The 26,119-nt window shown below is 63.7% G+C and carries 18 protein-coding genes; 9 read left to right on the top strand and 9 right to left on the bottom strand.

Annotated elements, in window-relative coordinates:
• Positions 1-4: 4 nt before the first annotated feature.
• Positions 5-1,012, bottom strand: a complete 1,008-nt coding sequence (locus B0E50_RS08440) for a glycosyltransferase family 2 protein (protein ID WP_254427216.1) — start codon at positions 1,010-1,012, stop codon at positions 5-7.
• 204 nt (positions 1,013-1,216) lie between these two features.
• Between B0E50_RS08440 and B0E50_RS08445 the strand changes: the two genes are divergently transcribed.
• The 4 genes from B0E50_RS08445 (at position 1,217) to B0E50_RS08460 (ending at position 5,211) form a co-directional block, all read left to right on the top strand.
• Positions 1,217-2,032, top strand: a complete 816-nt coding sequence (locus B0E50_RS08445) for a glycosyltransferase family 2 protein (protein ID WP_077440742.1) — start codon at positions 1,217-1,219, stop codon at positions 2,030-2,032.
• Positions 2,032-3,078: a CDP-glycerol glycerophosphotransferase family protein gene (locus B0E50_RS08450; RefSeq protein WP_077440743.1), complete on the top strand. Its 1,047-nt coding sequence runs from the start codon at positions 2,032-2,034 to the stop codon at positions 3,076-3,078. The genes B0E50_RS08445 and B0E50_RS08450 overlap by 1 nt, the downstream gene beginning before the upstream one ends.
• 82 nt (positions 3,079-3,160) lie before the next feature.
• Positions 3,161-4,888: a glycosyltransferase family 39 protein gene (locus B0E50_RS08455; protein WP_077440744.1), complete on the top strand. Its 1,728-nt coding sequence runs from the start codon at positions 3,161-3,163 to the stop codon at positions 4,886-4,888.
• Positions 4,885-5,211 (top strand): tetratricopeptide repeat protein, encoded by a 327-nt coding sequence (locus B0E50_RS08460; protein WP_077440745.1) that lies wholly within the window; start codon positions 4,885-4,887, stop codon positions 5,209-5,211. The genes B0E50_RS08455 and B0E50_RS08460 overlap by 4 nt, the downstream gene beginning before the upstream one ends.
• A 19-nt stretch (positions 5,212-5,230) precedes the next feature.
• On the opposite strand, the gene B0E50_RS08465 is transcribed toward B0E50_RS08460, so the two are convergent.
• Positions 5,231-6,124: a lipid A biosynthesis acyltransferase gene (locus B0E50_RS08465; protein WP_077440746.1), complete on the bottom strand. Its 894-nt coding sequence runs from the start codon at positions 6,122-6,124 to the stop codon at positions 5,231-5,233.
• A gap of 125 nt (positions 6,125-6,249) precedes the next feature.
• Here B0E50_RS08465 and dtd point away from each other — a divergent pair, with 125 nt between their 5' ends.
• From dtd to B0E50_RS08485, 5 genes are all read left to right on the top strand, one after another.
• Positions 6,250-6,690, top strand: coding sequence for a D-aminoacyl-tRNA deacylase (gene dtd / locus B0E50_RS08470; protein ID WP_077440747.1), 441 nt, complete (start codon positions 6,250-6,252; stop codon positions 6,688-6,690).
• A 174-nt stretch (positions 6,691-6,864) separates the two neighbouring features.
• Positions 6,865-8,742: an RNA polymerase sigma factor RpoD gene (rpoD, locus tag B0E50_RS08475; protein WP_077440748.1), complete on the top strand. Its 1,878-nt coding sequence runs from the start codon at positions 6,865-6,867 to the stop codon at positions 8,740-8,742.
• A 59-nt stretch (positions 8,743-8,801) separates the two neighbouring features.
• Positions 8,802-9,263, top strand: coding sequence for a hypothetical protein (locus B0E50_RS17965; RefSeq protein ID WP_139350805.1), 462 nt, complete (start codon positions 8,802-8,804; stop codon positions 9,261-9,263).
• A gap of 424 nt (positions 9,264-9,687) precedes the next feature.
• A complete protein-coding gene (locus tag B0E50_RS08480) occupies positions 9,688-10,353 on the top strand; it encodes a response regulator (protein WP_077440749.1) in 666 nt (221 codons plus the stop codon).
• Entirely contained in the window at positions 10,350-11,738 is a 1,389-nt protein-coding gene (locus B0E50_RS08485; RefSeq protein ID WP_077440750.1) for an ATP-binding protein, read from the top strand. Before B0E50_RS08480 ends, B0E50_RS08485 begins: the two co-directional genes overlap by 4 nt.
• Before the next feature lie 43 nt (positions 11,739-11,781).
• On the opposite strand, the gene B0E50_RS08490 is transcribed toward B0E50_RS08485, so the two are convergent.
• The 7 genes from B0E50_RS08490 to B0E50_RS08520 all read right to left on the bottom strand — a co-directional run bounded on the left by B0E50_RS08490 (position 11,782) and on the right by B0E50_RS08520 (position 25,954).
• Complete coding sequence (locus tag B0E50_RS08490) at positions 11,782-12,813, bottom strand: YncE family protein (RefSeq protein ID WP_077440751.1); 1,032 nt, start codon at positions 12,811-12,813, stop codon at positions 11,782-11,784.
• 73 nt (positions 12,814-12,886) lie between these two features.
• Entirely contained in the window at positions 12,887-15,952 is a 3,066-nt protein-coding gene (locus tag B0E50_RS08495) for an efflux RND transporter permease subunit (RefSeq protein ID WP_077440752.1), read from the bottom strand.
• Positions 15,949-17,016 carry an efflux RND transporter periplasmic adaptor subunit gene (locus B0E50_RS08500; protein ID WP_077440753.1) on the bottom strand — a complete coding sequence of 356 codons (1,068 nt, stop codon included), beginning with the start codon at positions 17,014-17,016 and terminating at the stop codon, positions 15,949-15,951. Before B0E50_RS08500 ends, B0E50_RS08495 begins: the two co-directional genes overlap by 4 nt.
• Positions 17,013-18,368, bottom strand: a complete 1,356-nt coding sequence (locus B0E50_RS08505) for a TolC family protein (RefSeq protein WP_139350806.1) — start codon at positions 18,366-18,368, stop codon at positions 17,013-17,015. Before B0E50_RS08505 ends, B0E50_RS08500 begins: the two co-directional genes overlap by 4 nt.
• A 235-nt stretch (positions 18,369-18,603) precedes the next feature.
• Positions 18,604-20,040, bottom strand: coding sequence for a glycoside hydrolase family 30 beta sandwich domain-containing protein (locus B0E50_RS08510; protein WP_254427217.1), 1,437 nt, complete (start codon positions 20,038-20,040; stop codon positions 18,604-18,606).
• Positions 20,041-20,226: 186 nt separating this feature from the next.
• Positions 20,227-22,812 (bottom strand): glycoside hydrolase family 3 N-terminal domain-containing protein, encoded by a 2,586-nt coding sequence (locus B0E50_RS08515; RefSeq protein ID WP_077440756.1) that lies wholly within the window; start codon positions 22,810-22,812, stop codon positions 20,227-20,229.
• Positions 22,813-23,008: 196 nt separating this feature from the next.
• Positions 23,009-25,954 carry a TonB-dependent receptor gene (locus B0E50_RS08520; RefSeq protein WP_254427218.1) on the bottom strand — a complete coding sequence of 982 codons (2,946 nt, stop codon included), beginning with the start codon at positions 25,952-25,954 and terminating at the stop codon, positions 23,009-23,011.
• Positions 25,955-26,119 lie beyond the last annotated feature (165 nt).

Consider the following 26,119-nt stretch of genomic DNA (forward strand, 5'->3'; position numbering starts at 1 on the left):
GGCATCAGCCACGCAACCTCCAGCCGCGCCGCAGAATATTCAGGGCACGCTCCCATTTCCGCCACGGCGAAATACGCCGCATCATCACCAGCCTCGCGTAGCGCTTGGTTTCGCTCCAGGGCGGCTGGGGCTTGGTCATGAATTCCAGCTTGGTGAATTCGATGCATTCCGGACCCATGCCGACCCTTGCAGCGTAGTGCCGGATCAGCGCGCTGGAAGTCATCTTGTTGACGTATTCGATCCGCGGCGACTGGTTCGACCACCAGCCATTCTTGCCGTGGATGCGATAACGCACGCAGCCCGTCGGCAGATAGTACTTGTGCGCACCGAGCACACTGCAACCGAACACCAGGCAGTTGTCGGCCGACAGCCGCCAGGTACGCTGGAACGATCCGGGAAGATCCAGCACCTGCAGCGCCCACGACATGCGCATCGACAACGCGGATGTGGGCGCGCCGTACCATTGCGTGAGTACATAGGTGCTGATCGCGGTATAGCCGAGATCGACCGCACGATCGTGAAACCTCATGACCCGATTCTGCTGGTCGAATAGCTGCAGGTCAGAAAACACGAAGTCGATGTCCGCCCGCACATCGTACAGCTCGCCGAGGCGGGCCAGATACTCCGGCCCCCAGCAATCATCGGAATCAAGAAAGCTCACCACATCTGCACGTGCCGCATTCACGCCATGTTGAAACGCGCTGAGCTGACCGCCGTTGACGCTGCTGATCAGAGTGACGCGCTCGTCAGCGCCGTAGCGCTCGCGCAGCAATATGTCTGAGCCATCGGTGGAGCCGTCGTCAACAACAATGACTTGCGCCGCCTTGCGGGTCTGCGACAGCGCGCTTTCCACCGCTTCCAACACGAAGTCGCGATAGTTGTAACTGGTGATGACAACGGCAAACGTGGTCGCCTGCACCTGCAGGGCGGCAGCCCCGTCGCGATCCGCGGGTGTCCGTTCGACTGCAGCCTCTTTCGGCAAGGGCGATTCCGTCAGGGCATCATCACTCACGTTGTCACTGCCATTTGGTGTACGTCCCCGGGTTCGCTGTCACCTGATGTGCCAATACATTCAATGCACTAGTTACACGCCTCCAATGCCGTTTCCCATCATATCGGACCGGAGCTTACATTCACCATCCCGGCCCTCCCACTCTGACAATCGCTGGCCGGTAGCGTGGCCGGACATCCGGAGGTATCGGCTAGAATCTGGCGCATGCCATCCCTCCCGCTGACCCTCGCCGTCATCACCCATAACGAGGCCGAGAACATCGCACGCTGTCTCGACAGTGTGTCATTCGCGGCCGAGAAGCTGGTGGTGGACAGTGGCAGCGACGACGACACCGTGACAATCGCAAAAGCACACGGCGCCCGTGTGGTGCACCAGGATTGGCTCGGCTTCGGTCCGCAGCGCAACTTCGCAACCACCCAGTGCGCGCATGACTGGATCCTGGTTCTCGATGCAGATGAATACCTCACGCAGGAGCTGGCGGCCGAGCTGCAGCAACGCCTGCCGGAGTTGATGGCCAGCGGCACACCGGCGGCGTACCTGCGCCGCAGCACGATCTACATGGGTCGACCGATGCGCTGGTATCGCCCGGCCGTGGGTGAACGCATGGCTCGCCTGTATCATCGCGGCCGTGCGCGCTGGAGTGATGCGCGGGTGCATGAATCGCTGCACTTCGAGGGTTCCGCACCTACGCTGCAAATGCCCTTCAACCACGTCAACAATCCGACCTTGCCGCACAAGCAGCTGAAGGTGCTGCGCTATGCCGAGCTCAAATGCCGCGACTGGCTGGACAAGCGCAAGCCGGTGCGGATGTGGCAGGCCCCGTTCGTGTTCATGCTGGCCTTTCTCAAGGACTACCTGTTTCGACTGGCCTTTCTCGATGGCTGGCGCGGCTTCATGATCGCGCAGACCGCGGCCAGCTACGCGCTGTACAAACGCATGCGCTATTACGAAATGGTCAACAACCCGGAGTCGGTGTCGCGCGCGGCGCACATCCTCACCCACCACGGCATCGATCGCTGATGAGCGGCAAGAAACCAGTTTCAATCAAGCATTACCTGCTGTACGGCTCCGAGCGCTATGCGCTGGCGATCCTGCGCCCGCTGCAGGAGGCGATCCGCGCGCGCGGCGACGAGGCTGCATGGTTCTTCGACGGGCCCGGCGCGGAGGATCTGGTCGAGGGTGAGCACCTGCTCACGGTTGCCGAGGTACGCGCATGGAAACCGATCGCGGTGATCACCTCCAGCAACGCGGTGCCGCATTTCTTTCCCGGCGTGAAAGTCGAGACCTTCCATGGTTTCGATGCCGGCAAGCCACGACACGTCTATGTGCGCGGCTTCTTCGACCTGTATTGCACGACCGGGCCGCGCGACACCGCCAAGTTCGGGGAAATCGCCGATCGCGTCGGCCATTTCAGCGTGATCGAGACCGGCTTTCCCAAGCTCGACCCCTTCATGAAGGAAATCAGCGGCCCACTGCCGCCAGTGCGCCAGCCGCCGGTGATTCTCTACCACTCGACCTTTTCGCCGTCATGGAGCGCGGCCGAGACGCTGTACGAGGAAGTGAGGCGGTTGTCGCGCGATGGCCGCTGGCGCTGGATCGTCACCTTCCATCCGAAGATGAACCCGGAGACCACGGCGAAGTTCAAGGCTCTGCAGAACGAGCACCTCACGTTCGCCGAGAACGACAATATCCTCGAACTGTTCCCGCAGGTGGACATGATGTGCTCGGACACCTCCTCTGCACTCAATGAGTTCCTGCTCACCGGCAAGCCGGTGGTGACGTACAAGAATCGCCGGCCCGGCCCGCAGCTGATCGACATCGACGAGCCGACGCAGTTCGAGCCAGCGATCGAACGCGCGCTGGCACGACCACCCGAACTGCTGCAGGCGATCCGCGACTATGCTGACGCCATCCATCCCTACCGCGACGGCCGTTCCAGCGAACGCGTGCTGGACGCGATCGACACCTTCATCGCGGCCGGCGCGAAAAATCGACGCCGCAAGCCGCTGAATCTATGGCGCAAACTGAAGATCCGCCGCCGCATCGGCTACTGGGGGCCGGCCTGAGCACGTCCCGTACAGGCTCCATCGCCTTGCACGGAGATGGCGCGAGCTAGAATCCCTTCCCAGTCCGCCGAGAGCCCGCCACGTGTCCACCAGCGCCTATAGTCGTTCCGAACACCTGCGGGCCGCATGGCCATGGCTGCCGCTGTGGATGCTGGTGGCCTTGCTGGCGATCTTTTCGCACGGCCCGATGCCGCTGTACTCCACCCGCACGCTGGCAGTCGCATGGGAGATGTGGGCGCACGGTTACTGGCTGGTGCCGCATATCAACGGCCAGCCCTACAGCGAGAAGGCGCCGTTGCTGTTCTGGCTGATCCATGCCGGCTGGTTCGTGTTCGGCGTCAATGACGTCTGGCCGCGCGTACTCGAGGTGCTGATCGGCGGCAGCCAGTTGATGCTGATCTCGATGCTGGCGCGGCGCCTGTTTCCCAGCCGCCCGTGGATGGCCAAGGCGACACCCTGGATGCTGCTGGCGTTCGGCTATGCATTCTTGTTCGGCCTGCAGATCATGTACGACGTGCTGCTGGCCGTGTGGACGTTGGCCGCGCTGTTGTGCCTGACCCCGAAACTGCATCGGGCCGAACCGCGCTGGCTGCTGTTCGGCCTGTGCATCGGCCTGGGCCTGCTGACGAAAGGTCCGGTGATGCTGCTGCACATCGTGTTCCCGTGGCTGCTCGGCCCGCTGTGGAATGACTGGGCAAGCCAGCATCGCGCGCGCTGGTACGGTGGCGGGGCGCTGTCCATCCTGCTTGGCGGCGCGATGCTGCTGGCATGGGCACTGCCGGCCGGGTTCTCCGGTGGCGAGGCCTATCGGCAGCGACTGTTCTTCACCCAGACTGCCGGGCGTGTGGTGAACAAGCTGGCTCACGGCAAGGATCTGCAGAACCATGCCGCACCGTTCTGGTTCTATCTGAAGTGGCTGCCGCTGCTGCTGTTTCCGCTCAGTGGCTGGCCACGCATGTGGGCGGCCCTGGCCACCCTGCGCCGGCCGTTGGAGCCGGGGCTGCGCTTTGCCCTGTGCTGGCTGTTGCCCAGTTTCATCGTGTTCTCGCTAATCAGCGGCAAGCAGCTGTATTACCCGCTGCCGGAATTCGGTGGTATCGCCCTGCTGATGGCCGGCGCGATTGCGGTTCTGCGCGAACGTCAGCCGGCGCTCGCCGACAATCACTGGTTCGGCACCTGGCCGCTGGGCGTGGGCGGCATCGTGTTCGGGCTGCTGCTGCTCGCCTTGCCGACGCTGGTCGCCGGCAATCATCTGCATGGGGAATGGCCGGATGCGGCAGCGCCCTACAGCCGTTATTTCAGCGTGGTGTTCCTGTTGCTCGGCGCCTTGCTGCTGCTGCGCGGCCGGGGCGAGCTGCGCCGCTTGGCGGTGGCCGGACTGGTCGGCGTATTCATCCTCAATACCCTGTTCACGCTGACCCTGTGGTCGCGCTATGACCTGCGTCCGACTGCCCGCCTGCTCGGCAGCGCAGAACAAGCGCAGCGACCGATCGGCTACCTGGGCAATTACGAGGGTGAATTCCATTTCGACGCCCGGCTGACTCAGCCGATCACCGAACTGTTCGGGGATCAGGCAGTTCAGGATTTCGCCCACGCCCATCCGGACGGCGTGATCGTGGTGCACCCGGGGAAACTCGACGCCAACGATCTGCGCTATGCCTTGCTGGTGCAGCCGTTCCGCTCATCGTGGCTGGTGGTCTGGCCGGCCACTTCACTGGCCGACCTGCGCGCCGGCGTGGCTCCGCCGGAGCCGGCGCAACCGACCCAGATCTACCCGGCCGACATGTCGCGCTATCGCAACCAGCCATGAATGCGGCCTTGATCGCGAGCCTGCGCCAACAATGCGACGGCCCGCGCGATGGCGCGCTGCTGCGCTTCTCGCTGGGCAACGCCTTGCTGGGCCATGGCGAGATCGACGCCGCTATCGGCGAACTGCAGCGAGCCGTGGCCTTCGACCCGACCTACTCGGCGGCGTGGAAGCTGCTTGGCAAAGCCAACCTGGAAGCCGGCCAGCTGCAGGCTGCCGCCACGGCCTGGCGCAACGGCATCGCCGCCGCCGCGCAACGCGGCGACAAGCAGGCCGAAAAGGAAATGACCGTGTTTCTGCGCCGGCTGGAAAAAGAAAAAACGTAGGAGCGCACAGGGTGCGCTCCTACCCATTCTCGCGATCGTAGGGACTGATCAGGCCATCGGCCGAATAACGCTTGTACTGCCACTGGTACTGCGCAAAGGCCAGCTCGACACAGTCCTGCACACCTTGGTTCAACGCAGTACAGGCGACGACCGGGTCGGCATCGTCCAGTCGCGCCGGTGCCGGCAGCAAATGAATGCGGTAACCGGTTCCGCGCGGCAACCGTTCGGCAAACGCAAACAGCACGGTCGCGCCGGTACGTGCTGCCAGCCGCGGCAACAGCACCATGGTCAGCGCTGCGCGGTCGAAGAACGGTGCGAACTCGCCCTCGCCGGCACGCGGCTTCTGGTCCGGCAGGATGCCGACCGTCCCGCCCGCTGCCAGGCGCTTGTACAGGGTACGCACGCCGGCACCATCGGCACGTACCTGTTCCGGCGCGAGCGCGCCACGCACCTTGCGCAGCAGCTGCTCGACCGCGGCGATCCGCGGCGGCCGGTACAGGATCGCCATCGGCGTCTTGCGGCACAGCCAGTAATTCAGCAGCTCCCAGCATCCCAGGTGCGGCGCCGCGATGATCACGCCCTTGCCCGTGGCCAGCGCGGCATCCAGCAAGGCCTCGCCGCGTACTTCGTGGACCAGCGACAGCGCACGCTCGGCACCGGCGCCCCAGACCTTGATAATCTCGCTGACCGACTTGCCGCTCTCGATCACCACCTCGTGCAGCAACGCCGCCTGCGCGGCATCATCCAGCGACGGCCCCGCGATGCGCAGGTTCGCTGCGGTGTTCTGCACCATCTGGCCACGTTGCCACAGCAGCAAGCGACCCAGGCCGCCGCCGATGGCGTGCAGCGCACGCAAGGGCAGCAACGCCATCAGGCGCAGCAGCAGATAGAGGAGGTAGATGTCGGCACGCATCCACACAGTTTACGGGAGTCGCCCGGCCACACCGAGGGCGGTGGCGCCGTTCACCGCACGCCGGGACATCTTTCACGACCTGCGGCCGCACCGTAAGCTAGCCGTACCCTGCTCATCGTGCCGCCATGATTGCCCTGATCCAGCGCGTCCTTTCCGCCCGCGTCGATGTTGGCGAGGAAACCATCGGCGTCATCGGCCCTGGTTTGCTGGCGCTGGTGGCGGTGCAGCCGGACGACGGCGAGACGCAGGCGAAGCGCATGCTGGAACGCCTGCTCGGCTACCGCGTGTTCGCCGACGACGCCGGCCGGATGAATCGCTCGCTCGCCGACACCGGCGGCGGCCTGCTGCTGGTCAGCCAGTTCACCCTGGCCGCCGACACCCGTTCCGGCATGCGTCCGAGCTTTACCCGCGCCGCGCCGCCCGAGCACGGCCGCCGCTGGTTCGAACGCCTGCTCGAACTTGCACGCATTGCGCATCCGGGGGTGGAAACCGGGCGTTTCGGTGCCCATATGGTGATCCAGCTGGTCAACGATGGGCCTGTTACTTTCTGGCTCGACACCGGCTGAGCAGGCAACCACGAACCGTGCGCGGCCCGTGGCTTGCAAAAGCATCGCAAGGCCGCGATCTGGCGTGATTTTTGCGTGCCTTGCCGAAACTTTCTCTCACTTGAAAACTGGTCAAAAAAGCAGCACATCGCTATAATGTCCGGTTCTTGAACCCCTGCGGCGGTCGGTTAATTAATGAACAGCAAAGCTCCCCACGAGCAACAGTCCGAAATCAAGGCGCTCATCTCCAAGGGTCTGGAGCAGGGTTACCTGACCTACGCCGAGATCAACGACCACCTGCCCGACGACATCGTCGATCCGGAGCAGATCGAAGACATCATGGCGGTGCTCAAGGGCGTCGGCATCGAAGTGCATGACGCCGCGCCGGATGCCGACCCACTGGCCGACAAGGCTGGCAGCAGCACCGACGACGAAGCCGCCGCCGAAGAAGCCGTTGCCCTGCTGTCCGCCGTGGACGCCGAAGTCGGCCGCACCACCGATCCGGTGCGCATGTACATGCGCGAGATGGGCACGGTCGAGCTGCTCACCCGCGAGGGCGAGATCGCCATCGCCAAGCGCATCGAGGAAGGTCTCGGCCAGGTGCAGACCGCGCTGGCCAGCTTCCCGCTGACGATCGAACTGCTGCTCGAGGAATACGACCAGCACCTGGACGGCAAGCGCCGCCTCAGCGAAATCCTGGCCGGCTTCCTCGACCTGGAAGAGGCCGCCGACCTCGCCCGCAAGGAAAAGGAAGCCGCCGCCCTGCTGGCGCCGGAACCGGAAGTAGGCGAAGACGATGATGCTGACGACGACGACGAGACCGCCACCGAGGATGAGGAAGAAGCCGGCCCCAGCGGCCCCGACCCGGAAGAGGTCAAGCGCCGCATGGAGCTGCTGCGTGACCATTACGGCAAGTTCCAGAAAGCCGCGCCGAAGGCGGCCAGCATCACCGACAAGAAGATCGTCAAGCTGCGCGACCAGATGGCCGAGGAATTCCTCAAGCTCAAGCTGCCGTCCGCGCTGATCGACGGCTTCGTGCGCAAGCTGCGCGAGGTGGTCAACGACATTCGCCATCACGAGCGCGTACTGATGGACATCTTCGTCAAGCAGGTGAAGATGCCCAAGGCCGAGTTCATCAAGACCTTCCCCAGCAACGAGGGCAACCTCGAGTGGGCGGCCGAACTGGGCCGCAAGCGCCAGAAGTGGTCGCCGAACATCAAGACCCACCGCGAGGCGATCGATGCCGAGCAGGAAAAGCTCGCCACCATCGAGCGCAAGCTGTTCCTGCCGCTGATCGACATCAAGGACATCAACCGCGCCATGGCCAGTGGCGAGGCCAAGGCCCGTCGCGCCAAGAAGGAAATGGTCGAGGCGAACCTGCGCCTGGTGATCTCGATCGCCAAGAAGTACACCAACCGCGGCCTGCAGTTCCTCGACCTGATCCAGGAAGGCAACATCGGCCTGATGAAGGCAGTCGACAAGTTCGAATACCGCCGCGGCTACAAGTTCTCGACCTATGCGACGTGGTGGATCCGCCAGGCGATCACCCGCTCGATTGCCGACCAGGCGCGCACCATCCGTATCCCGGTGCACATGATCGAGACGATCAACAAGCTCAACCGCATTTCCCGCCAGATGCTCCAGCAGTTCGGCCGCGAGGCCACGCCGGAAGAACTGGCCAAGGAAATGGAGATGCCCGAGGACAAGATCCGCAAGGTCTTGAAGATCGCCAAGGAACCGATCTCGATGGAGACCCCGATCGGCGACGACGAGGACTCGCATCTGGGCGACTTCATCGAAGACGGCAACGCCAGCTCACCGATCGACTCGGCCACCGAGACCGGTCTGATGGAAACCGTGCGTGACGTGCTCGCCGGTCTTACCCCGCGGGAAGCCAAGGTGCTGCGCATGCGCTTCGGCATCGACATGAACACCGACCACACGCTGGAAGAAGTCGGCAAGCAGTTCGACGTCACCCGCGAGCGGATTCGCCAGATCGAGGCCAAGGCGCTGCGCAAGCTGCGTCACCCGAGCCGTTCGGAACAGCTGCGCTCGTTCCTCGACGTCGACTAAGCCAGGCCACATCGGTATCGACATCAAAGGCCGCGTTTGCGGCCTTTGATGTTTTCAGCGTGGACAGCCGCTGGCGTCAAACCAGGGAAGTGTTCTTCCGCATGACAATTCGCGCAAAGCAGAACACATTTCGCGACTTCTGCCTGAACATCAGTATGGCTGCGGTTCGATATGGCACGAACATCGAGGTTGAACGACTTCACTGCCGGGTCGATGTGGTGCCATGTCAGCGCAGCCAGATTCCTGCGATATCCGCATCGCGTGCAACGCCCACCGGCTTCCATGATCAGCTGCCACTTGCGTTGCAGACCGCGTGCCTGCTGGCAGGCGTAACTCTGGTGGCGATTGTTGGTGTCTTTGTTTTTGCAGCCTCTGGAACAAAACCTCCGCTGTCTGCCCGTCAAGGAACTCCGGCATACCACACAGCGCAATTCGGATTTCATCAAATGATGATAATCCAAAGCACATCAGCATGTGGTTTATGCATCACTCATTGCTACCATGCGCATATGGGCCTGTAGCTCAATGGTTAGAGCAGGGGACTCATCGAAAGGTGCCGCCGCGGCGAAATCCGCGGATGGGATCGGGATGAATTCAGGGAAACCTCAGCGGCGCGCTTCGCGCGGACGGTGGCAACCCTGAGCCAAGCCGGCGGTACACCGCCGGAAGGTGCAGAGACTACCTGAGGGCTTCAGTGCCCTTGATCACAGGCTCGAGCGTCCCGCACCCCACCCGTTCACGCTCATTGCGGCGAGCGGAGGGTGAAGAGATAGTCCGCGCCGAAGGGAAACCTTCGGAACAAGCGAATCCCTTGGTTCCAGGTTCGAGTCCTGGCGGGCCCACCACTTCTCCATATCTGCCTTAAGCACTTCGTAAGCGGACTACCTGATAATCCATTGGCATTGCAGTGCCTTCACGGGATGACGCGGCCGAAGGAGTCCGTTCATGCATATCATCCTGGTGGAAGACGATCCCCAGCTTGGCGCCGCGATCCAGCGCGCACTGGAGCGTCTTGCCTATACGGTGAGCTGGCTGCGTGATGGTCGCGAGGCATTGATTGCACTGCGCGACCAGACCGCAGATCTGGTGCTGCTTGATCTGGGCCTGCCCGGCAAGGATGGGCTGGACGTGTTGGTCGAGGCACGACGCGGGCACGTGAAAACGCCCGTCATCGTGATGACTGCGCGTGATGCCCTCGGGGACCGCGTGCTCGGCCTGGATGCCGGCGCCGATGACTACCTGGTCAAGCCGTTCCACCTCGATGAGCTGGGTGCGCGTATTCGCTCGCTGACCCGGCGTGCCCATGGTCTGGCTGCGAACCGCATCGAGGCGGGTGCGCTGAGCATCGACCTGGGCACCTCCGAGGTGACTTTCCGCAACGAACACGTCGAGCTGACCCGGCGCGAGTTCTCCCTGCTGCAGATCCTGATGGAACGCGCCGGTCGGCTGGTGCGCCGCGAGAGCCTGGAGAATTCGCTGTACGGCATCGACAACATGGTCGGCAACAGCGCGCTGGAAGTGCTGGTGCATACGCTGCGTCGCAAGCTGAGTTTCGACACGATCCAGACCGTCAGAGGGTTCGGCTACATGATTCCCAGGGAGCCGAAATGAGGCTGGCCAGCCTGCATGCCAGGTTGCGCTGGTTGATCATCGTCGTGCTTGTCGCCGTGCTCCTGCCACTCGGCGTGATGGGTTTTCGCCGAACCATTACCGAGGTGGACGAGTTGTCGGACGGGCGCCTCGCACAGTCGGCGCGGACCCTGCAGGTACTCATCGAACACGCCGGCCTGAATGCGCTTCGCGGCCATGATGCGGCAGGGATGCTGGTACCGATCGAACACCCGAAGACCGGCTCGCTGAAAGGGCAATCTCATACGCACGAATCCGAGGTGGGCTTTCAGGTCTTCGATCAGTCCGGGCATGTGGCCCTGGCGACCGCGAACATGGCCGCGTTGCCGCCGCCCAGGGAAGGTGACGGCAACCTCCAGGATGTGCAGCAAGGAGGCTATCTCTGGCGTGTGTTCACCCTGCCCGACAAGGTCGATGGCGTGGTGATCCGCACCGCCGAGCGCTACGACAGCCGCCACGACATCACCCACGCCGTGTGGCTGGAACACAGCCTGCCACTGCTGATCGGCCTGCCCTTGCTCGCCCTGCTGGTGGGCTGGGCAATACGGCGCGGCTTGCGTCCACTCGAATCGCTGGCGCGCGTCCTGTCGGCAAGAGAGCCGGGCAACCGCGAACCGGTGGTGCTGGACGACGCGCCGCTGGAACTGCAGCCTGTGCTGACCGCATTGAACGGACAATTGGTACGCCTGGAGGACGCGCTGGAGCGTGAACGCCGCTTCAGCGCGGATGTCGCGCACGAGCTTCGCACGCCGCTGGCGTCGGCGATGATCAATATCGAGAGCGCAATGACGACGACCGACCCGATCGAGGTTCATGCGACCCTGGCCAGCGCCCAGCACGGGGTCGCCGCACTGGCCCGGCGGATCGAGCAGCTGCTGGCGCTGGCCCGACTGGAATCGAGGGCGGCATCGGGCCAGCGCGCGACCATCGATCTGGTCGCCATCGCGATGGACGTGGTCGAGGAATTGGCGCCCGTGATTGCAGACAGTGGCGTGGAGCTCAGCGTGGCGCGACATGCCTCGCAGGTGATCATTCAGGGTTACGAGGCGGCGATTGCGGCGCTGTTGCGCAACTTGCTGGAAAACGCCCTGCGCCACGTGCCCACCGGCGGCCAGGTACAACTGTCCATCGAACAGGGTGAACACGATGCGCTGGTGAATGTCATCGACAACGGCCCCGGCATTCCGGCAGAGCGCCGCGCCAGCGTGTTCGCGCGCTTCCACCGCGAAGCGGGTGGGCGTGGCGACGGTTACGGGCTGGGCTTGTCGATTGTGCAGCGGGCTGCGCAGCTGCATGGCGCCACGATCGATCTGCTCGACTCGCCCTACGGCCAGGGCTTGCAGGTACACGTAGCGATCCCGCTGTAGTCGTGAGCGTTGCCCGCGACGACAGCGGCCCGACCATACCAGCTCAGTGACGCCCGACCGTAAGGATGCTGAAGCTGTCCGGCTCGATCGTGGGCCGGCCGTTGGCCTGCTTGGTGGTGCCCAAACGCGCGGCCGAGAGATACAGCACGTGCAGCTTCGGATCGAGCGCCAGCGTACGCGCGCTGGTCTGGGTGGGAATCGTCGCTGCCACGCCGAAGTGATCCGGATCGTTCTCGTGCACCGCGGTGATCGTGCCGCTTTCGCCATTGGAGCTGTAGACCATCGCCTCGGCGGCATCGAACACCACCGCATCCGGGCCGTCGCCGATCGCGACGGTCGCCACCTGACGACCGTTCACGGCATCGGTGATCGCCATCGTGCGGTTGTCGCACACCGAGAACAGCCGGTGATGCGCGGCGTCGATGGCCAGGCCGCTCGGTGATTCGCACGGCGCCAGCGACCAGGTATGCAACACCTTGTTGCTGGTGGTATCGATCTGTATCAGCTCGGACTTGTCCTCAATGTTCGCGTAGACGTGGCCCGCACCATCGGATACCGCGAACTCCGGCTTGCCGGGCAGCGCGATCGTGCCGATCACCGCATTCTTGGCCGGGTCGATCACGCTGGCCGTGCCGCTCTTGCCGTTGAAGGTGAACACGTGATGCGAGGCGCTGTCGTACACGATCGCATCGGGCTTCTCGCCGGTGCCGGTGATCGTCGCCACGGTTTTCAACGTGCCCAGATCGAACACGGTCACCGACGCGCTCTTGCCGTCGCTGGTATAGCCGCGCTGCAGATCGGGGTCGATCGCGATGCCGTGCACGCCCTGGGTGTTGGCGATCGTGTCGACCTGTTTTTGCTGGTCGACATCGATCACCAGCACGCGGTCGCCGCGGCTGACGAACAGATGACGGTGCTGTGCATCGAAACTCAGATAATCCCAGCCACCTTCTCCGGTCAGCGGCAGTCGCGACAGCACCTGATACGTCGCGCTTGGCGCAGCTGCTGCGGCCACATGCGGAAGGCAGGCCAGCGCGAGCAGCGCCGGAATGAAACTGCTTACGCGTAGTTGCATGTTGACACCTCGCATGAACGGGGAAAGTGTGGAGCTCGCCACTGCAGGATGCTGGCACCAGCTTACGCGTGCCTTAGCCGACCTTTCCTGCATCGCGACGCCGCAACAACGAATACAGCACCGGCATCACCAGCAGTACCAGCGGCACCTGCACCAGCAGGCCGGCGATGATCGCCACCGCCAGCGGCTGCTGCATCTGCGAGCCTTCGCCGACTGCGAATGCCAGCGGCAGCAGGGTAAGGATTGCCGCCAGCGTGGACATCAGGATCGGTCGTGTACGGTGCTGGCCAGCTGCATGCAATGCATCGTGCAACGGCATCTCGGCGTTGGCCTGCTCGAATTCGGAGAAATAGAAGATCGCCACTTCGGTGACGATGCCGACGATCATCGTCATGCCCATCATCGCCGAGATATTGAGCTCGATGCCGGTCAGCCACAGCCCGGCAAACACCGCCGGGATCGCCAGCAACGGCATTGCCAGGATCGCCAACGCCACGCGAAAACTCTCGTACAGGAACAGCAGCAGGGTAAACACCAGTGCGATCGCCGCCAGCATCACGATGGTCAGGCCGCGGAACGCCTGTTGCTGTTGCTGGTACAGGCCACCGAGCTGGACGAACATGCCTTTCGGCAGCAGGCCTGGCTGCGCCAATACCTTCTTGATGTCGACGATGGTCGCGCCGAGACTGCGCCCGCTGATCAGGCCGGTGACCGCATCCATCCGCTTGAGATTGTCGCGGGTGATTTCCGGCTGGCCCTGCACCTGCTGCAGCGTGGCCACTCGTGACAGCGGCAGCAGGTGACCATCGCCCGCGCGGATCGGCAGCGCGGCAACCTGCTCCAGTCGCTGATGCGAATTCTCCGGCAGGCGCACGCGCACACCGACCATCCTGCTGCCTTGCGGCAGTTGCGCGGCCACCGTGCCATCGATCGCTGCAGCGACCTGATCGGTAACGCTGGTCGGATCGAGGCCTTCCAGCGCCGCCTTGGCCGGGTCGACCTGCACGGTCAGCGCATCGCCAGCCGGATTGATGCCATCGCGCACGCCCACCACGCCGGTGATCTTGCCGATCGCGTCGGCGACCTTGCCGGCAGTGGCCGCCAACTCCGCGGGATCATCGCTGTACAACTGGATCTCGATCGGCTGCGGCACCGCCACCAGATCGCCGATCAGATCCTCCATCAACTGTGACAAATCGATATCCAGCCCTGGCACCTTCTGCTCGACCTCGGTGCGCACCTGCGTCATCACCTCTTCGGTCGAGGGACGCGAGCCGCTTTTCAGGCGCACGAAAAAATCGCCATTATTCGCCTCGGTGAGACCGCCGCCCAGCTGCAGGCCAGTACGTCGCGAGTAGGTATCGACATTCGGGTTCGCGCGGATGATCGTCTCGACCTGCCGCAGCAGGCGGTCGGTTTCCTCCAGCGAGGTGCCGGGCTTGGACAGGTAATCGAGGATGAAACCGCCCTCATCCATCTGCGGCATGAAGCCCGTGCCGACGCGGGTATAGGCCACGCCACCGACCAGCAGCAGCGGCACCACCAGCAGTAGGATCAGCAACGGCCGCTGCAGCCCGCGCTGCAGCAGGTTCTGATAGCCATGCATCATGCGCTGGGTGAAACGGCCCGGCGGATGCTCGATCCGGTGGCGCCGGTCGAGCGGGCGCCGATCCAATAGGCGTTGTGCCAGCAACGGCACCGCAATCCAGGTCAGCAGATAGGAAATGATCAATGCACTGGCCATGGTCAGCGACAGCGCCTTGAAGAAGGCGCCGGTGACGCCGGTCAGGAAGGCCAGCGGCAGGAAGATCACCACGGTGGCGGCGCTGGAGCCGGTCAGCGGACGAGTGAACTCCCATGCCGCGCCAGCGATGCGCTCGTGCACTTCACCGGCGCTTTGGTTGAGCCGACGCATGATGTGCTCGAGCATAACGATCACATCGTCGATGATCAGGCCGACCGCGGCGGCCATGCCGCCCAGCGTCATCATGTTGAAGCTCATGCCGAGCACGTAAAGCAGCAGCACGGTGATCGCGAGCACCGCCGGCACCACAATCAACGCGACCAGGATCACCCGCGTGTTGCGCAGGAACACGAACAGCACAAGACCGGCCAGCACGATGCCGATCAGGATCGCGTCGCGCACGCTGCGGGCCGCGCCGGTCACCAGCTGGGTCTGGTCGTACCAGTTGGCGACCTGTACACCGGCCGGCATCTGCGGCGCGTAGTCGGCCAGCCGCTGCTTCACCTCACCGGCGATCTGCACGGTATTGCCGTCAGGCTGCTGATAGACCTGCAGCAGCACGGCGTTCTGGCTATCCGCATTGACGCGGATCCACTGCGGCACATGATCGAGACTGACCGCGGCTACATCGCCGAGATGCACCACCCCGGCAGAGCCAGCTCGAATCACGATGTCGCGCAGCGCGGCGACGGTGGCCGGCTGGTTATCGGCCAGCAGCAGGTACAGCTTGTAGTGGTCGGAAACGCGACCCATCGCCTGGATCGTGGCGGCATGACTGACTGCGCCGGCGACGTCGCTCAGACTGATGTTCAGCGCGCGCAGCTTGCCGGGATCGACATCGGCATGGAACTCGGCCACCTCGCCGCCTTGCACTTCGACCTGGGCCACGCCACTGATTCCGCTCAGCAGCGGACGCAGCTGGTACTCGGCCAGATCATGCAAGGCACTCGGCGACAAGGTATGCGAACGCAGGCTGTAGGCCAGCACCGGGAAGGTGGTCGGATCCATCCGGCGGGTGGACAACTGCGTGCCCGCCGGCAGCTGCGGCAGGATCTGCCCGGCGGCCGAGTTGATCTCCTGCAGCGCCGCGCTCATGTCCGCGCCCCAGTCGAACGTCACCGCGACGTCCGCGCTGCCGCGACCGGTGGTGGAGCGCACGTCGCGCACGCCATGCACGCGCCGGATCACCTCTTCCACCGGTGTGGTCACCTCGATGGCCATCTGGTCGGCCGGACGATCGCCCGCATCCAGGGTCAGCTGCACGCGCGGGAACGCCACGTTCGGGAACAGCGCCACTGGCATCAGCAACGCGCTGGCGATGCCGCCGATCGTCAGCATCAGGAGGAGGAACAACAGCGAACGACGATGCCGCTGCATCCATGCGGTGATGCTCACTGGGCGGACTCCCGCACCGCATCGCCATCATTGAGTTCATAGGCGCCGAGAACGATCACCTTGGCCTGCGCATCGAGCGCGCCTTGCACGCCGACGGTATCGCCATCCGGACTGCGCACTGTCACGCCGATGCGTTTGGCGTGGCCGTGTTCGACCTGAAACAGGTAGTCGCCATGCTCGTCATGCAGCACTGCTGCACGCGGCACCGCCCAGGCGTTGAAGTCGTCCGTGCGGATCTGTGCATCCAGTGCCGCACCGGCCAGCAAGGTCGCGCCGGCCGCTGCGGGAAGCTCGACCTGTGCCGGCAGCAGATGCGTCTGCGGATCGATCGACTGCCCGAGCATGCTCAAGCTGCCGGCAAAATCCGTCGCGCCATAGGCGCTGCGCAATCGAACCGGCATGCCGACATGCAGCTTCGCGGCATCTTCGGGCTGCACGCCAAGCTGGGCCACGAGCGCATGCGCCGGTGTAAAACCCAGCAACGGCGCATTCGCCGCGAAGCGTTCGCCCAGCCCCACACTGAGCGCGGTGATCACGCCATCGGCCGGCGCATCGACCGCCTCCTCGGCCGCGCCGCCGCCGAGCGCACGCTGCGCGTCGAGTGCCGCCTGCGCATCGGTCAGCGCCTTGTGTGCAGCTGCCAGCTGCGACTGCGTGACCAGCCGCTGGGCAGCCAGTTGCTCGGTGCGCTGGAGTTCGCCGCTGGCCAGGGTCAGTCCACTCTGCGCCTGCTGGTAGCTGCTGCGCGCCGCCGGATCGGGTGTGACCAGCAGCAATGGCTGGCCGTGTTTGACCGTCTGACCGCCTGCCACGTTCACGGCAGCCACCTGGCCGCCATGCGCGAGACTGATCGTGCGTGCGTGCTGTGGATCGCCGATCGCGCTGCCCCAGGCGTCCACGGTGTCGTGAAAAACCTGCTGCGTTGGCATCACCGTGGTCACCGCGACCTGCCCCGGCGGCGCCGTGGCATCGTCGTCATCGGCGGCGCCATGGCTGCAGCCGGCCAGCATGCCGAGCAGCAGCAGCAGGCCGCACAGCTTGGGCAAAGGGATTGAACGATTCATGGCGTGACTGCTTTGACGGAAACAGGATGGACGGTGGCGAGATCGGTATTGCCGAGCAGGGCTTCCAGCGCAATCGCCTGGGTGGCCTGCTGCTGTTGCAGATCGAGCAGGTCGAGGTCGGCGCTCAGCGCGCTGCTGCGGATGGTCAGGTAGGTCGGCCAGTCCAGCAGGCCTTGCTGCCACCCCGTTTCGGCCGCACGCCGGGCCGCGTCCAGCTGTTGCGCGTGGGCGGCCAGTGACACGCGCTGTTGCTGCAAGGTGGCGAGATCGGCGACGAGTCGCTGCATGTCGCTGCGGGTATCCAGCACGCGCGCCTCGTAGTCGTCCTTCAACTGCTGCCGGGTGGCTTTCTCGATCGCGATGTTGCCGCGGTTACGATCGAACAGCGGCAAGGTGATGCCGATGCTGAAGCCGCGGGTGGACACGTCGGTGGTGTCGCGCGCTTTATTGAAGCCGACGTTCAGAGCCGGAAACTGAGCCAGCACGGCCGCGCGCAGCTGCGCCTCCTGCGACTGGTAGCCGGCCTGCAGCGCGAGCAGGTCGGGCCGCCGCCGCGGCAGGTCGGTCAACGCCTGCTGCACCTGCTCGGGCGTCGCGCTGGCCTGATACGGCGCACCTACGAGATCAAGCCGCGCATTCGGCGCCAGTCCGAGCAAGACATGCAGGTCACTTTCCGCCTGATGCAGTGCGATCGCCGTGTCCGCCACACGCTTGCGCACATCCGCACCCGCATTGAGACCCACACTGGCGGTGTCGTAAGTGAGATTACCCGCATGCAGGGCTGCGTGGATGGCGGGTTCGAGCCGTGCCAGCGCGGTCTGCTCGGACGTGAGTCGCGCCTGCTGCGCGCGCAGGGTCTGCACCTGATCGAACAGCAGTCGGGCCTGTGCGACGCTCTGCCATTCTGCCCACAGCAGGTCGAGATTCACCTGTTCGGCCTGGCTGCGTGCGGCCGCGCGACGTGACGAGCGCATCAACAACGCAGTGACGTCTTCGCTGAGACCGAGGTTGTACGCGCTGCTCAGGCCGGGGCCGGGATGGGTGAGATAGTCCTTGCCGAAATTCAGTTGCGGATCGGGCAGCAGGCCCGCGGCAAACGCCTGCGCGCGCGCGATGCCGAGCTCATCGCGCTTGACCTTCAAGGCCGGACTGTTGACCACCGCCAGCATCGCCACTTCGGTGACATCGAGCCCGCTCGAAGGATCGAAACGATGCTCCGGCATCGCCAGCGTCGGCATCGCCGCTGCCGGCGCCGTCAGTTGCCTCACGCTGGCTGCGCCCTGACCATCACCGAGTGGAGCCGGCGCGTAGGTGGCACATGCGGACAGCAGCAGGCCAGCGACGATGCTCATCGCCACCCTGAATGCATGGCGTCGTGGCACGGTCACGGTAAAGCGATATCGCCACACGGGCAGCATGTATCGGGGATGGTGGACATGATGCATGTTCCCCATTCTGGACGCCGCGGCTTAGTTCTTTCTTAAGAGGACGCCCTGGTCCATGGCCTGCAACCTCGACTCGAGCGCCCGCGAAAACAGGGTAGAACCACCTTGCAGACAAATGGCCGGTGACGCCATCGGGGCTGCGTTACTTGACTGTGTTGTGCGTGCCGGCCGCCTTTTCGAAATAGCGGCGAATGAATCGTACCCACGTGCTTTCTGTCTGATTCGGGTCCCATACAAAAGTCGCCACGCTACGTGACGGCAATGCATATTCGAAAGATATCTTGCCCTGCATGACAGAAATACGACGCGCATCTTTATTGCTGTTCACCACCACCAGAACGATCGATCCGTCAGAGGCATTCTGGAATGCCACGTTCTCGATTCCCTTGTCCGTGGCGGTGGATTGCACCCGGAAGGCACCCGGCAGGACGAATCGACTGAAATGGGCGAACGCATAGTACTCATCGTTGCGACTCACCTCGCCGGTGCGCGAGTCTATCGTGACCAGCCCATTGCAGCTGGTGCACCCGCCGAAATGCGGACCATGGTGCTCATCAAGCGCCAGGTTCCAGTACACGATCCCCCGCGCCCAGTTCCTGAGTCCGGCAAGTAGCAGATCACGCGAAAACCAGAGCAGCTCGCCGGTGTCGCCGTAGGCCCAGTCGCCACCGGAACACTCGGTCACGTAAGCGTCCTTGCCTGGAAATGCGCGATGCACCTGGGTCTGCGCTCCGGGGCCGCCGCGGTAGCAGTGCCAGGCAACGCCGTCGATATACCGCGCGGCGTCGGGGTCGGCCAGCACGCTCAACGGTTGCTCCGGCTCGTCCCAGTTGTGGTCCCAGTCAAGGATGAGTGTTCGTGGCTTGCGACTGGCCAGGGCCGGGCCGAGATACTGCGCGATGATCCGCGCCCGCTGGTCGGCGGACAGTTCCGTGCCCGGGTAGGTCACGGGCACGAAACCGGGTTCATTCTGCAGCGTCAATGCAAAGATCGGGATGCCGTAACTGCGGTAGGTGTCGACATATTTGACCAGGTACTGCGCGTAGTTGCTTTCGTACTGTTCAAGCAATGCTCCGCCAATCAGATTCTCGCTGGTCTTCATCCATGCCGGCGCACTCCACGGCGACGCGATGATCCGCAACTGCGGATTGACGGCGAGCGCCTCGTGCATGGCCGGTATGACATCGTGCAGGTTGGCCGAGACGTTGAAATGCTGCAGGGAGGGATCGGTATCGCCGAACGGGACATCATCCAGTGTGTACGGCTGCAGCGAGAAATCCGAGGCACCGATGGTCAGGCGCACCATGTTCAGATCGAGGCCGGGTGACGGACCGAACACGTCATTCAACAACGCACCGCGCTGCTGTTCGCTCAACTTGTTCTGGATCAACCATGCCGACGAATCCGTCAATGCCGCCCCGAAACCGACGATCGATTGATAGGTCTTGCGGGTGTCGATGACCACGTCGGCAGACGACGCCTCATCCACATCCGTCTCGATGTCCGGCTGCCGTGCCAGACGCAGTGTGCCATCCGCCGTACTCAGCCAGAGCTGGACCACCGGCCCCAGCGGATTCATCGCCGGAATGTTCGCGGGTACTGGCGCCGGCGACGCGCGGCGCGATGCATGAAGGGCCGCCAGTGCGAGCGCCGTGATCAGGGCAAGAGACGTGATGGCCGCCCAGACAGGCGTTTCCCTCCGCTCACCCATGGTGCACGCAAGACAGATGACACGGGTTGCCACACACTTGCGACAACTCCGCGATCACGGGGCGCCCAGGCTTGCGCATGGCAGATCAACGCGTCCGGTCGCCGGACCGGTGACGATTCGTATGTCGGCAAAGGCGGCGTAAAACGGCGGCGAGGCCATGATGCCGAAGGGAATGTCGACATGCGAGAGATCGGCACCGTCCCTGGCGAAGCACTGCAACGGAATCGACACGGTATGCCGTGAACCGTTCGCATAGACGGCGAAGGCGCGGGTCAGGTCAACCGTCCTCGTGCAGCCGTGGCCGCATCCCATGTACACCTTTACGGGCGCTTTTGCGGGCGTGCCGATTACCACGTCGAACTGCAACGCCGCATGCGCAGAGATCATCGGCGTCAGGTTTCTGGGTTGCGGACTCTGCGCGAAGAAACGGGCGGGACGGAACCACGTGATGGATTTCGCGTCCTGCTGGGTGTTGACCTGGACCGTGCGCAGATGCAGTGCCGGCTGGCCGGCCGGCCAGTCGATGTCGGAGTTCAGATCGGAACCGACCGCGCGCACACTGTCCCCGGAGTTTCCGTCCGCCAGATAGAGCGCGAACGGTGGCACGGCCAGCGTGTGAAACACCGACAACCCCGAAGCTTCGGCGCAAGCATCGACGGCAGGATGAGTGGGCAGTACCGGTACGTCACGCTTGCTGGCATAACGCAGCCCGTAGCCCGGTGCGAAGAGCCAGCGCGCCGAACCGGCGCCGGCAGCCTCTGTATCGGGACAGGGCACGCCGGGCCACGGCCTGGCGAGTGTTCCGCTGAAATCGTGGCGTACCGCCGCGTCGGGGCCTGCGGCGAACAGCACGTCGGCCACACCGCCACCTTCCGTTCCGGGCAACCACGCAGCCACGAAGGCATCGGAGAGGTTGATCAGGTTGTTGACATAGAGCGGGCGTCCCGCCACGAACACCGTCACGACCGGCTTGTGCGCCTTCGCCACCATCTGCAGTACCGCCAGATCCTCCGGATGGCGATCGCTGTGGCGCAAGGTAGCCGACGGCATGATGTCGCCCATCGTTTCCGCATACGGTGTCTCGCCGATCACCGCCACGATGGCATCGAATTGCTTCAGGTCTACGCCTTGCGCCGTTTCGCTGTACGTGACATTCGCCGCGCCATCGATGTCGCGCAGACCCGCCAGTATCGTTTCGCCATTGGGGAAGTCGCCGTTGCCGTTGTCCGTCCCCTGCCAGGTCAGCGACCAGCCACCGGTCTGGTTCGACATGCTGTCGGCACTCTTGCCGACGACCAGGATTCGTGCCCCCGGTTTCAATGGCAACACGTCGTGATTGTTCTTCAGCAGGACCAGCGATTCGCGGACTGCCCGCCGCGCCAGTTCGCGACTCTGCAACAACTTCACGTCACCGGCGCCCGCACCTTGCGAGGGCCGCTTGCCGAACAGGCCCATGCGCAATTTGGCGCGAATGATCCGGCTCACCGCGTCGTCGATCCGGGCCATCGGGATCTGGCCGCCCTTGACCTGGCGGGTGGTGTTCGCGATGAAGGCCTGCCAGTCATCGGGCGCCATCACCATGTCGATGCCGGCATTGATCGCCTGCGGGCAGCTGGCGTTGGTGCAGCCAGGCAACTGGCCGATCGCATTCCAGTCGGAAACGACAAAACCCTGGAAGCCCATCTTGTCCTTCAGCGCATCCGTCAACAGTGCCTTTGCACCGGACATTTTTCCGTAGTTGATGCCTGCGCCCACGTCGTCCCAGCTGTTGTAGGACGCCATCACACTCTGCACACCGGCTTCGATGGCACCAAAGTAGCCTGCACCGTGCACGTTGATCATGTCCGTCTGGCTGATCCTGGCATCACCCTGGTCGGTGCCATTCCAGGTCGCGCCGTCGCCGATGAAGTGCTTGGCGGTCGCCATCACGTTGTGCTCGCCGAAGTCGCCCTGCAAGCCTTCCACGTAGGCACGCGCATACTGGTGCACCAGCGGACCTTCGCTGGAAAAACTTTCGTAGGTACGTCCCCAGCGAACATTCTGCGCAACGGCGACGGTAGGCGCGAACGCCCACTGGACACCGGTGGCACGCACCGCCCTGGCGGTGGCTGCACCGATTTCCTTGATCAACGCGGCGTCGTGCGCGGCGCCCAGGCCGATGTTCTGCGGAAACTGCGTGGCGCCGAACACGTTGTTGTCACCATGCACCGCGTCGATGCCCCAGATGATCGGCACCTTGATCGCCGCATCGGTCGCCATCGAGGCGTCATAGTAACGATCCGCCAACGACAGCCAGTCCTTGATGCTGGCGTGCTTGTCCTTGTTGGGCCAGGAGCCGCCGCCATTGAGCACCGAGCCGATATAGTATTTTTTCACCTCGTCGGGCGTGATCGACTTGATCTCCGCCTGCGTCATCTGGCCGATCTTCTGGGCCAGCGTCATGCTCGCCACGATCTGCTTCACGCGCGCTTCCTGCGCAGCATCGGCGGCCAGTTCGCTCTTGATCGCCGGCCAGTCCTTGTAATGGGTCGACTGCGGCATGGCGGTCGACGTGCCCGTTGCGCCTGCATACGCGATGCTGCCGGAGCCGAGTGTCGCCAGCACGGCGAATGACAACCACATCGATCGGATACGCAGCATGGGAAACCTCCTTTGCCTGGAGCAGATACCTGAGACTTTACAGGCAAGTGGCATCCACGGAAGCACGCTGGCTTCACCAATCTCCGTTTTCACAATGCACTATCGCGACGGTATCCACCCACATCACTCTGCCCATGCCACGCAAGGCGAAACGAGGCGCCGTGTGGCGGCGCCTCGTCGGGTGCACGCTGGCGGGTTACAGCTTGTAGTTGATGCCGAACAGCACCGTGCGCCCCCAGGTGTCGTATTCCAGCGGGTTGGTGATCGGCACGTTGTTCGGCAGGGTGGAATACTGCGCGGTCTTGTCCGGTGCATTGCTCAGGTTGTTGACCTGCAACAGCAGCGACAACCCGCTCAAGCTTCCGCTGGTGAAGTCGTAGCCCAGCTGCAGGTCGGTCTGCCGGTTGGCCAGGATCGTGGTGTAGCCGAGTTGATCGAACAGAGCCACGGCCTCGCCGGTGAACGATGAGCGGTAACGCTCGGCAATGCGCACGGAGAACCCGTAGCGTTCGTAGTACAACGTCACATTGCCCACCTTGTGTGACAGGCCGGGCAACGTCTTGGGACCACCCGGGATCGACGAAATGGAACTGGTCGGGATGCGGCTGTTGGTCAACGAGTAGTTGGCCTGCACACCGAAGCCTTCCAGCGCATTCGAGATCAGGCCGCCTTCCAGCGCGCCGGAAAGTTCCAGACCGTCCATCGAGCCGCCCGTGCCGTTTTCGGGCAGCGTGTATGCACCGTAGTTGCTGGTGGGTACCAGGGTCGGCGTGTCGTTGGTGAAATGCGAAAAATCGTAGTCGAGAATGGTCTTGTTGTAGATGTAGTTCAGCAGGTTCTTGTGGAACACCGCGACCGACACGTAACTCGCCTTGCCGAAATATTTCTCCCACGATAGGTCGGTACCCACCGCGACATACGGCTTCAACTGGGGATTCCCGCCGCTGCCAGACCAGAGCACCTGCCCCGCAGCCGGGCCGTCGGTAACTGTCGCCACGCCGGCGGACGAGGACACCTTCTCGTCGTCAATGCGGCCGCGCGCCATGGTCTTGGCCAGGCCGAAGCGCAGGTATTGCCCCTCGCCGAGCTTGGCGGCCAGGTTCAGGCTGGGCAGCACGTTGTTGTACGACGTGCCGCCGGTGAGCGTGCCTACCAGCGCGTTGCCGTTGCTCTGCAACGCGGTGGACGACTGGTCCGTATGCACGAACTGCACACCCGCATTGCCACGCACGGGAATGCCCGCTATGTCCGTCTCGATATTGAACTTGGCGTAGGCCAGCGGAACCTTCTCCTCCACCGAGTAGTTGCGGCTCCAGTCGCCCTGCTCGTTTTCCGGCGTCAGGTAGAACTGGTTGTACATGGCGCCCAGCACGTTGTAGTTGAGAATGCCGGGGATCCCGCCATAACCCAGCGAGGTCGGGTTGTACAGGAACGCCGGATTGACCGGTGTGCTGAAATGCGGAAGGTAGGTCGTGTCCGTGGAGCCATTGCCGTCCAGCCACGCGAAGTTCACATCGGCGTGCTTGGTCTTGGTGCGATCCGAATAAGCCAGGCCAAGATCCATGCTGCTGAAAATCCAGCCCAGCGGATGGCTCACCTCCAGGCGCACGGCGTGGATGGTGTCCTTCTGGCTGTCGAACTCCTCGCGGCCGTTGTAGCCGTAGTTGTTCGGGTCGGTGAAGACCACGTTCGAAGGATTGGCCAGATCGACGCTGGGCGAGAAGCTCGGGTAGCCGCCAAAAAACGCCGGCGTGTTGAACGCCACGTCGGTGGTGGCGCCATTGGCGAGGCCGGTGAACAGGTAGGCGTCGTGCAGCCGTACCGTGGCGGAGGACGATGACAGGTCGGCCGTGGCGGTCCAGTCGCCGAGGTAGAACTTGTTGTTCCAGCCGATCGAATACAGCTTGTCGTGTTCCTTGTTGTAGTCGTTTTCCAGGATCGGCGAGATGCCGCTCATTACGCCCGAAGTCACGACCGGCAGCGGCAGCGCAGGCGTGGTGCCTACGTCGCTGTAGGAAATAGGTGCCACGTAGTTATAAGGACTGCTGTCCCATTGCACGCCGTTGGTGAACTTCTTCTTGTTGAAGGTGGAGTAGTACATGTCCAGCTTGGAGTAGTAGGTCTCGTTGGGCGCCCACTCCAGCACGGTCATCAAACCGTTGCGCTTCTCGTCCTGCGACTGCGCACGCAGCTGCATGCCTTCCTGCGAGATCACGTTGTCGGGCAGGCCCGGCGTATGCGGCCCACCCCAGTTCTGGTCGATGCCCGCCGAGCCGTTGTCCGCGCTCCACCACCAGGCCTGGTATTGCTTCTCCTGGATCGGCTGGTCGAGCTGGGCGAAGCCGATGGCCACGCCCAGCGTGTGGTCGAGGAACTGGTCGACATAGGAAAAGCTGGTGCGGTGACCGGTGGTCCCCGTGCCGGGATTGAGATTGCCGTTGCTGTTGCTCTCGCCACGCACGTTGAACACGAACGTGCGCTTGGACAGGTCCAGCGGATTGATGGTGTGAAGGTCCACCGTGCCGGACAGGCCTTGCCCGATCACGCTGGCATCGGGTGTCTTGTATACCGTGGCGCCATTGATCAGCTCGGCCGGGTATTGATCGTATTCGACGCCACGGTTCTCGCCGATCGTCGCTTGTTCGCGCCCGTCCAGCGTGGTGCCCGCGAAGTCGGGGGAAAGGCCGCGGATAGAGATCGCGCTGGCCTGGCCGTCGACCCGCTGTGTCGCCAGACCGGGCAGACGCGCCAGGCTGTCGGCAATGCTCACATCCGGCAGTTTGCCGAGGTCCTCGGCGGCGATGGCTTCGACGATGTCATCGGAGTTTTCCTTCACCTTCAGCGCGCTCTGGATGCTGCTCGCGATGGCGGTCACCTGGATCACGCTGAGGTCGTTCACGGGGGGCTTGGCTTTTTTGCTGGCCGCCGGCGGTGTCTTTGCATCCGTTGTGGCCGGCGTTTGCGTGGCAGCCACCGGTGTCGCCTGGGTCTGGCTCGACTGGGTCGGAGCCTCCTGCGCCAACGCCGCGCCGGTTGCCATGCAGAAGGAAAATGCGGCTGCACATGCGATGCCCAGGACAGGCAAATGCAGATATTGCGAAGCGGATGGCGCAAGAAACACCCACGATTGACGACGACTCATCGATCTCTCCCTTGTCATGAATACCTCCCCCGAGGACTGCGTGCGGCCTGATCCTGCCGCGACCGCAGGGCGATACTGCGCCGAGTGTGTGGTCATGTCATTCGGCAGCGCGACAACATCTTGCGTCTGCGATGCCGTCCACGCCTTTGCCTTCCTGCGCCGCGA

Source organism: Rhodanobacter sp. C01, assembly GCF_002001045.1.
Taxonomy (GTDB): Bacteria; Pseudomonadota; Gammaproteobacteria; order Xanthomonadales; family Rhodanobacteraceae; genus Rhodanobacter.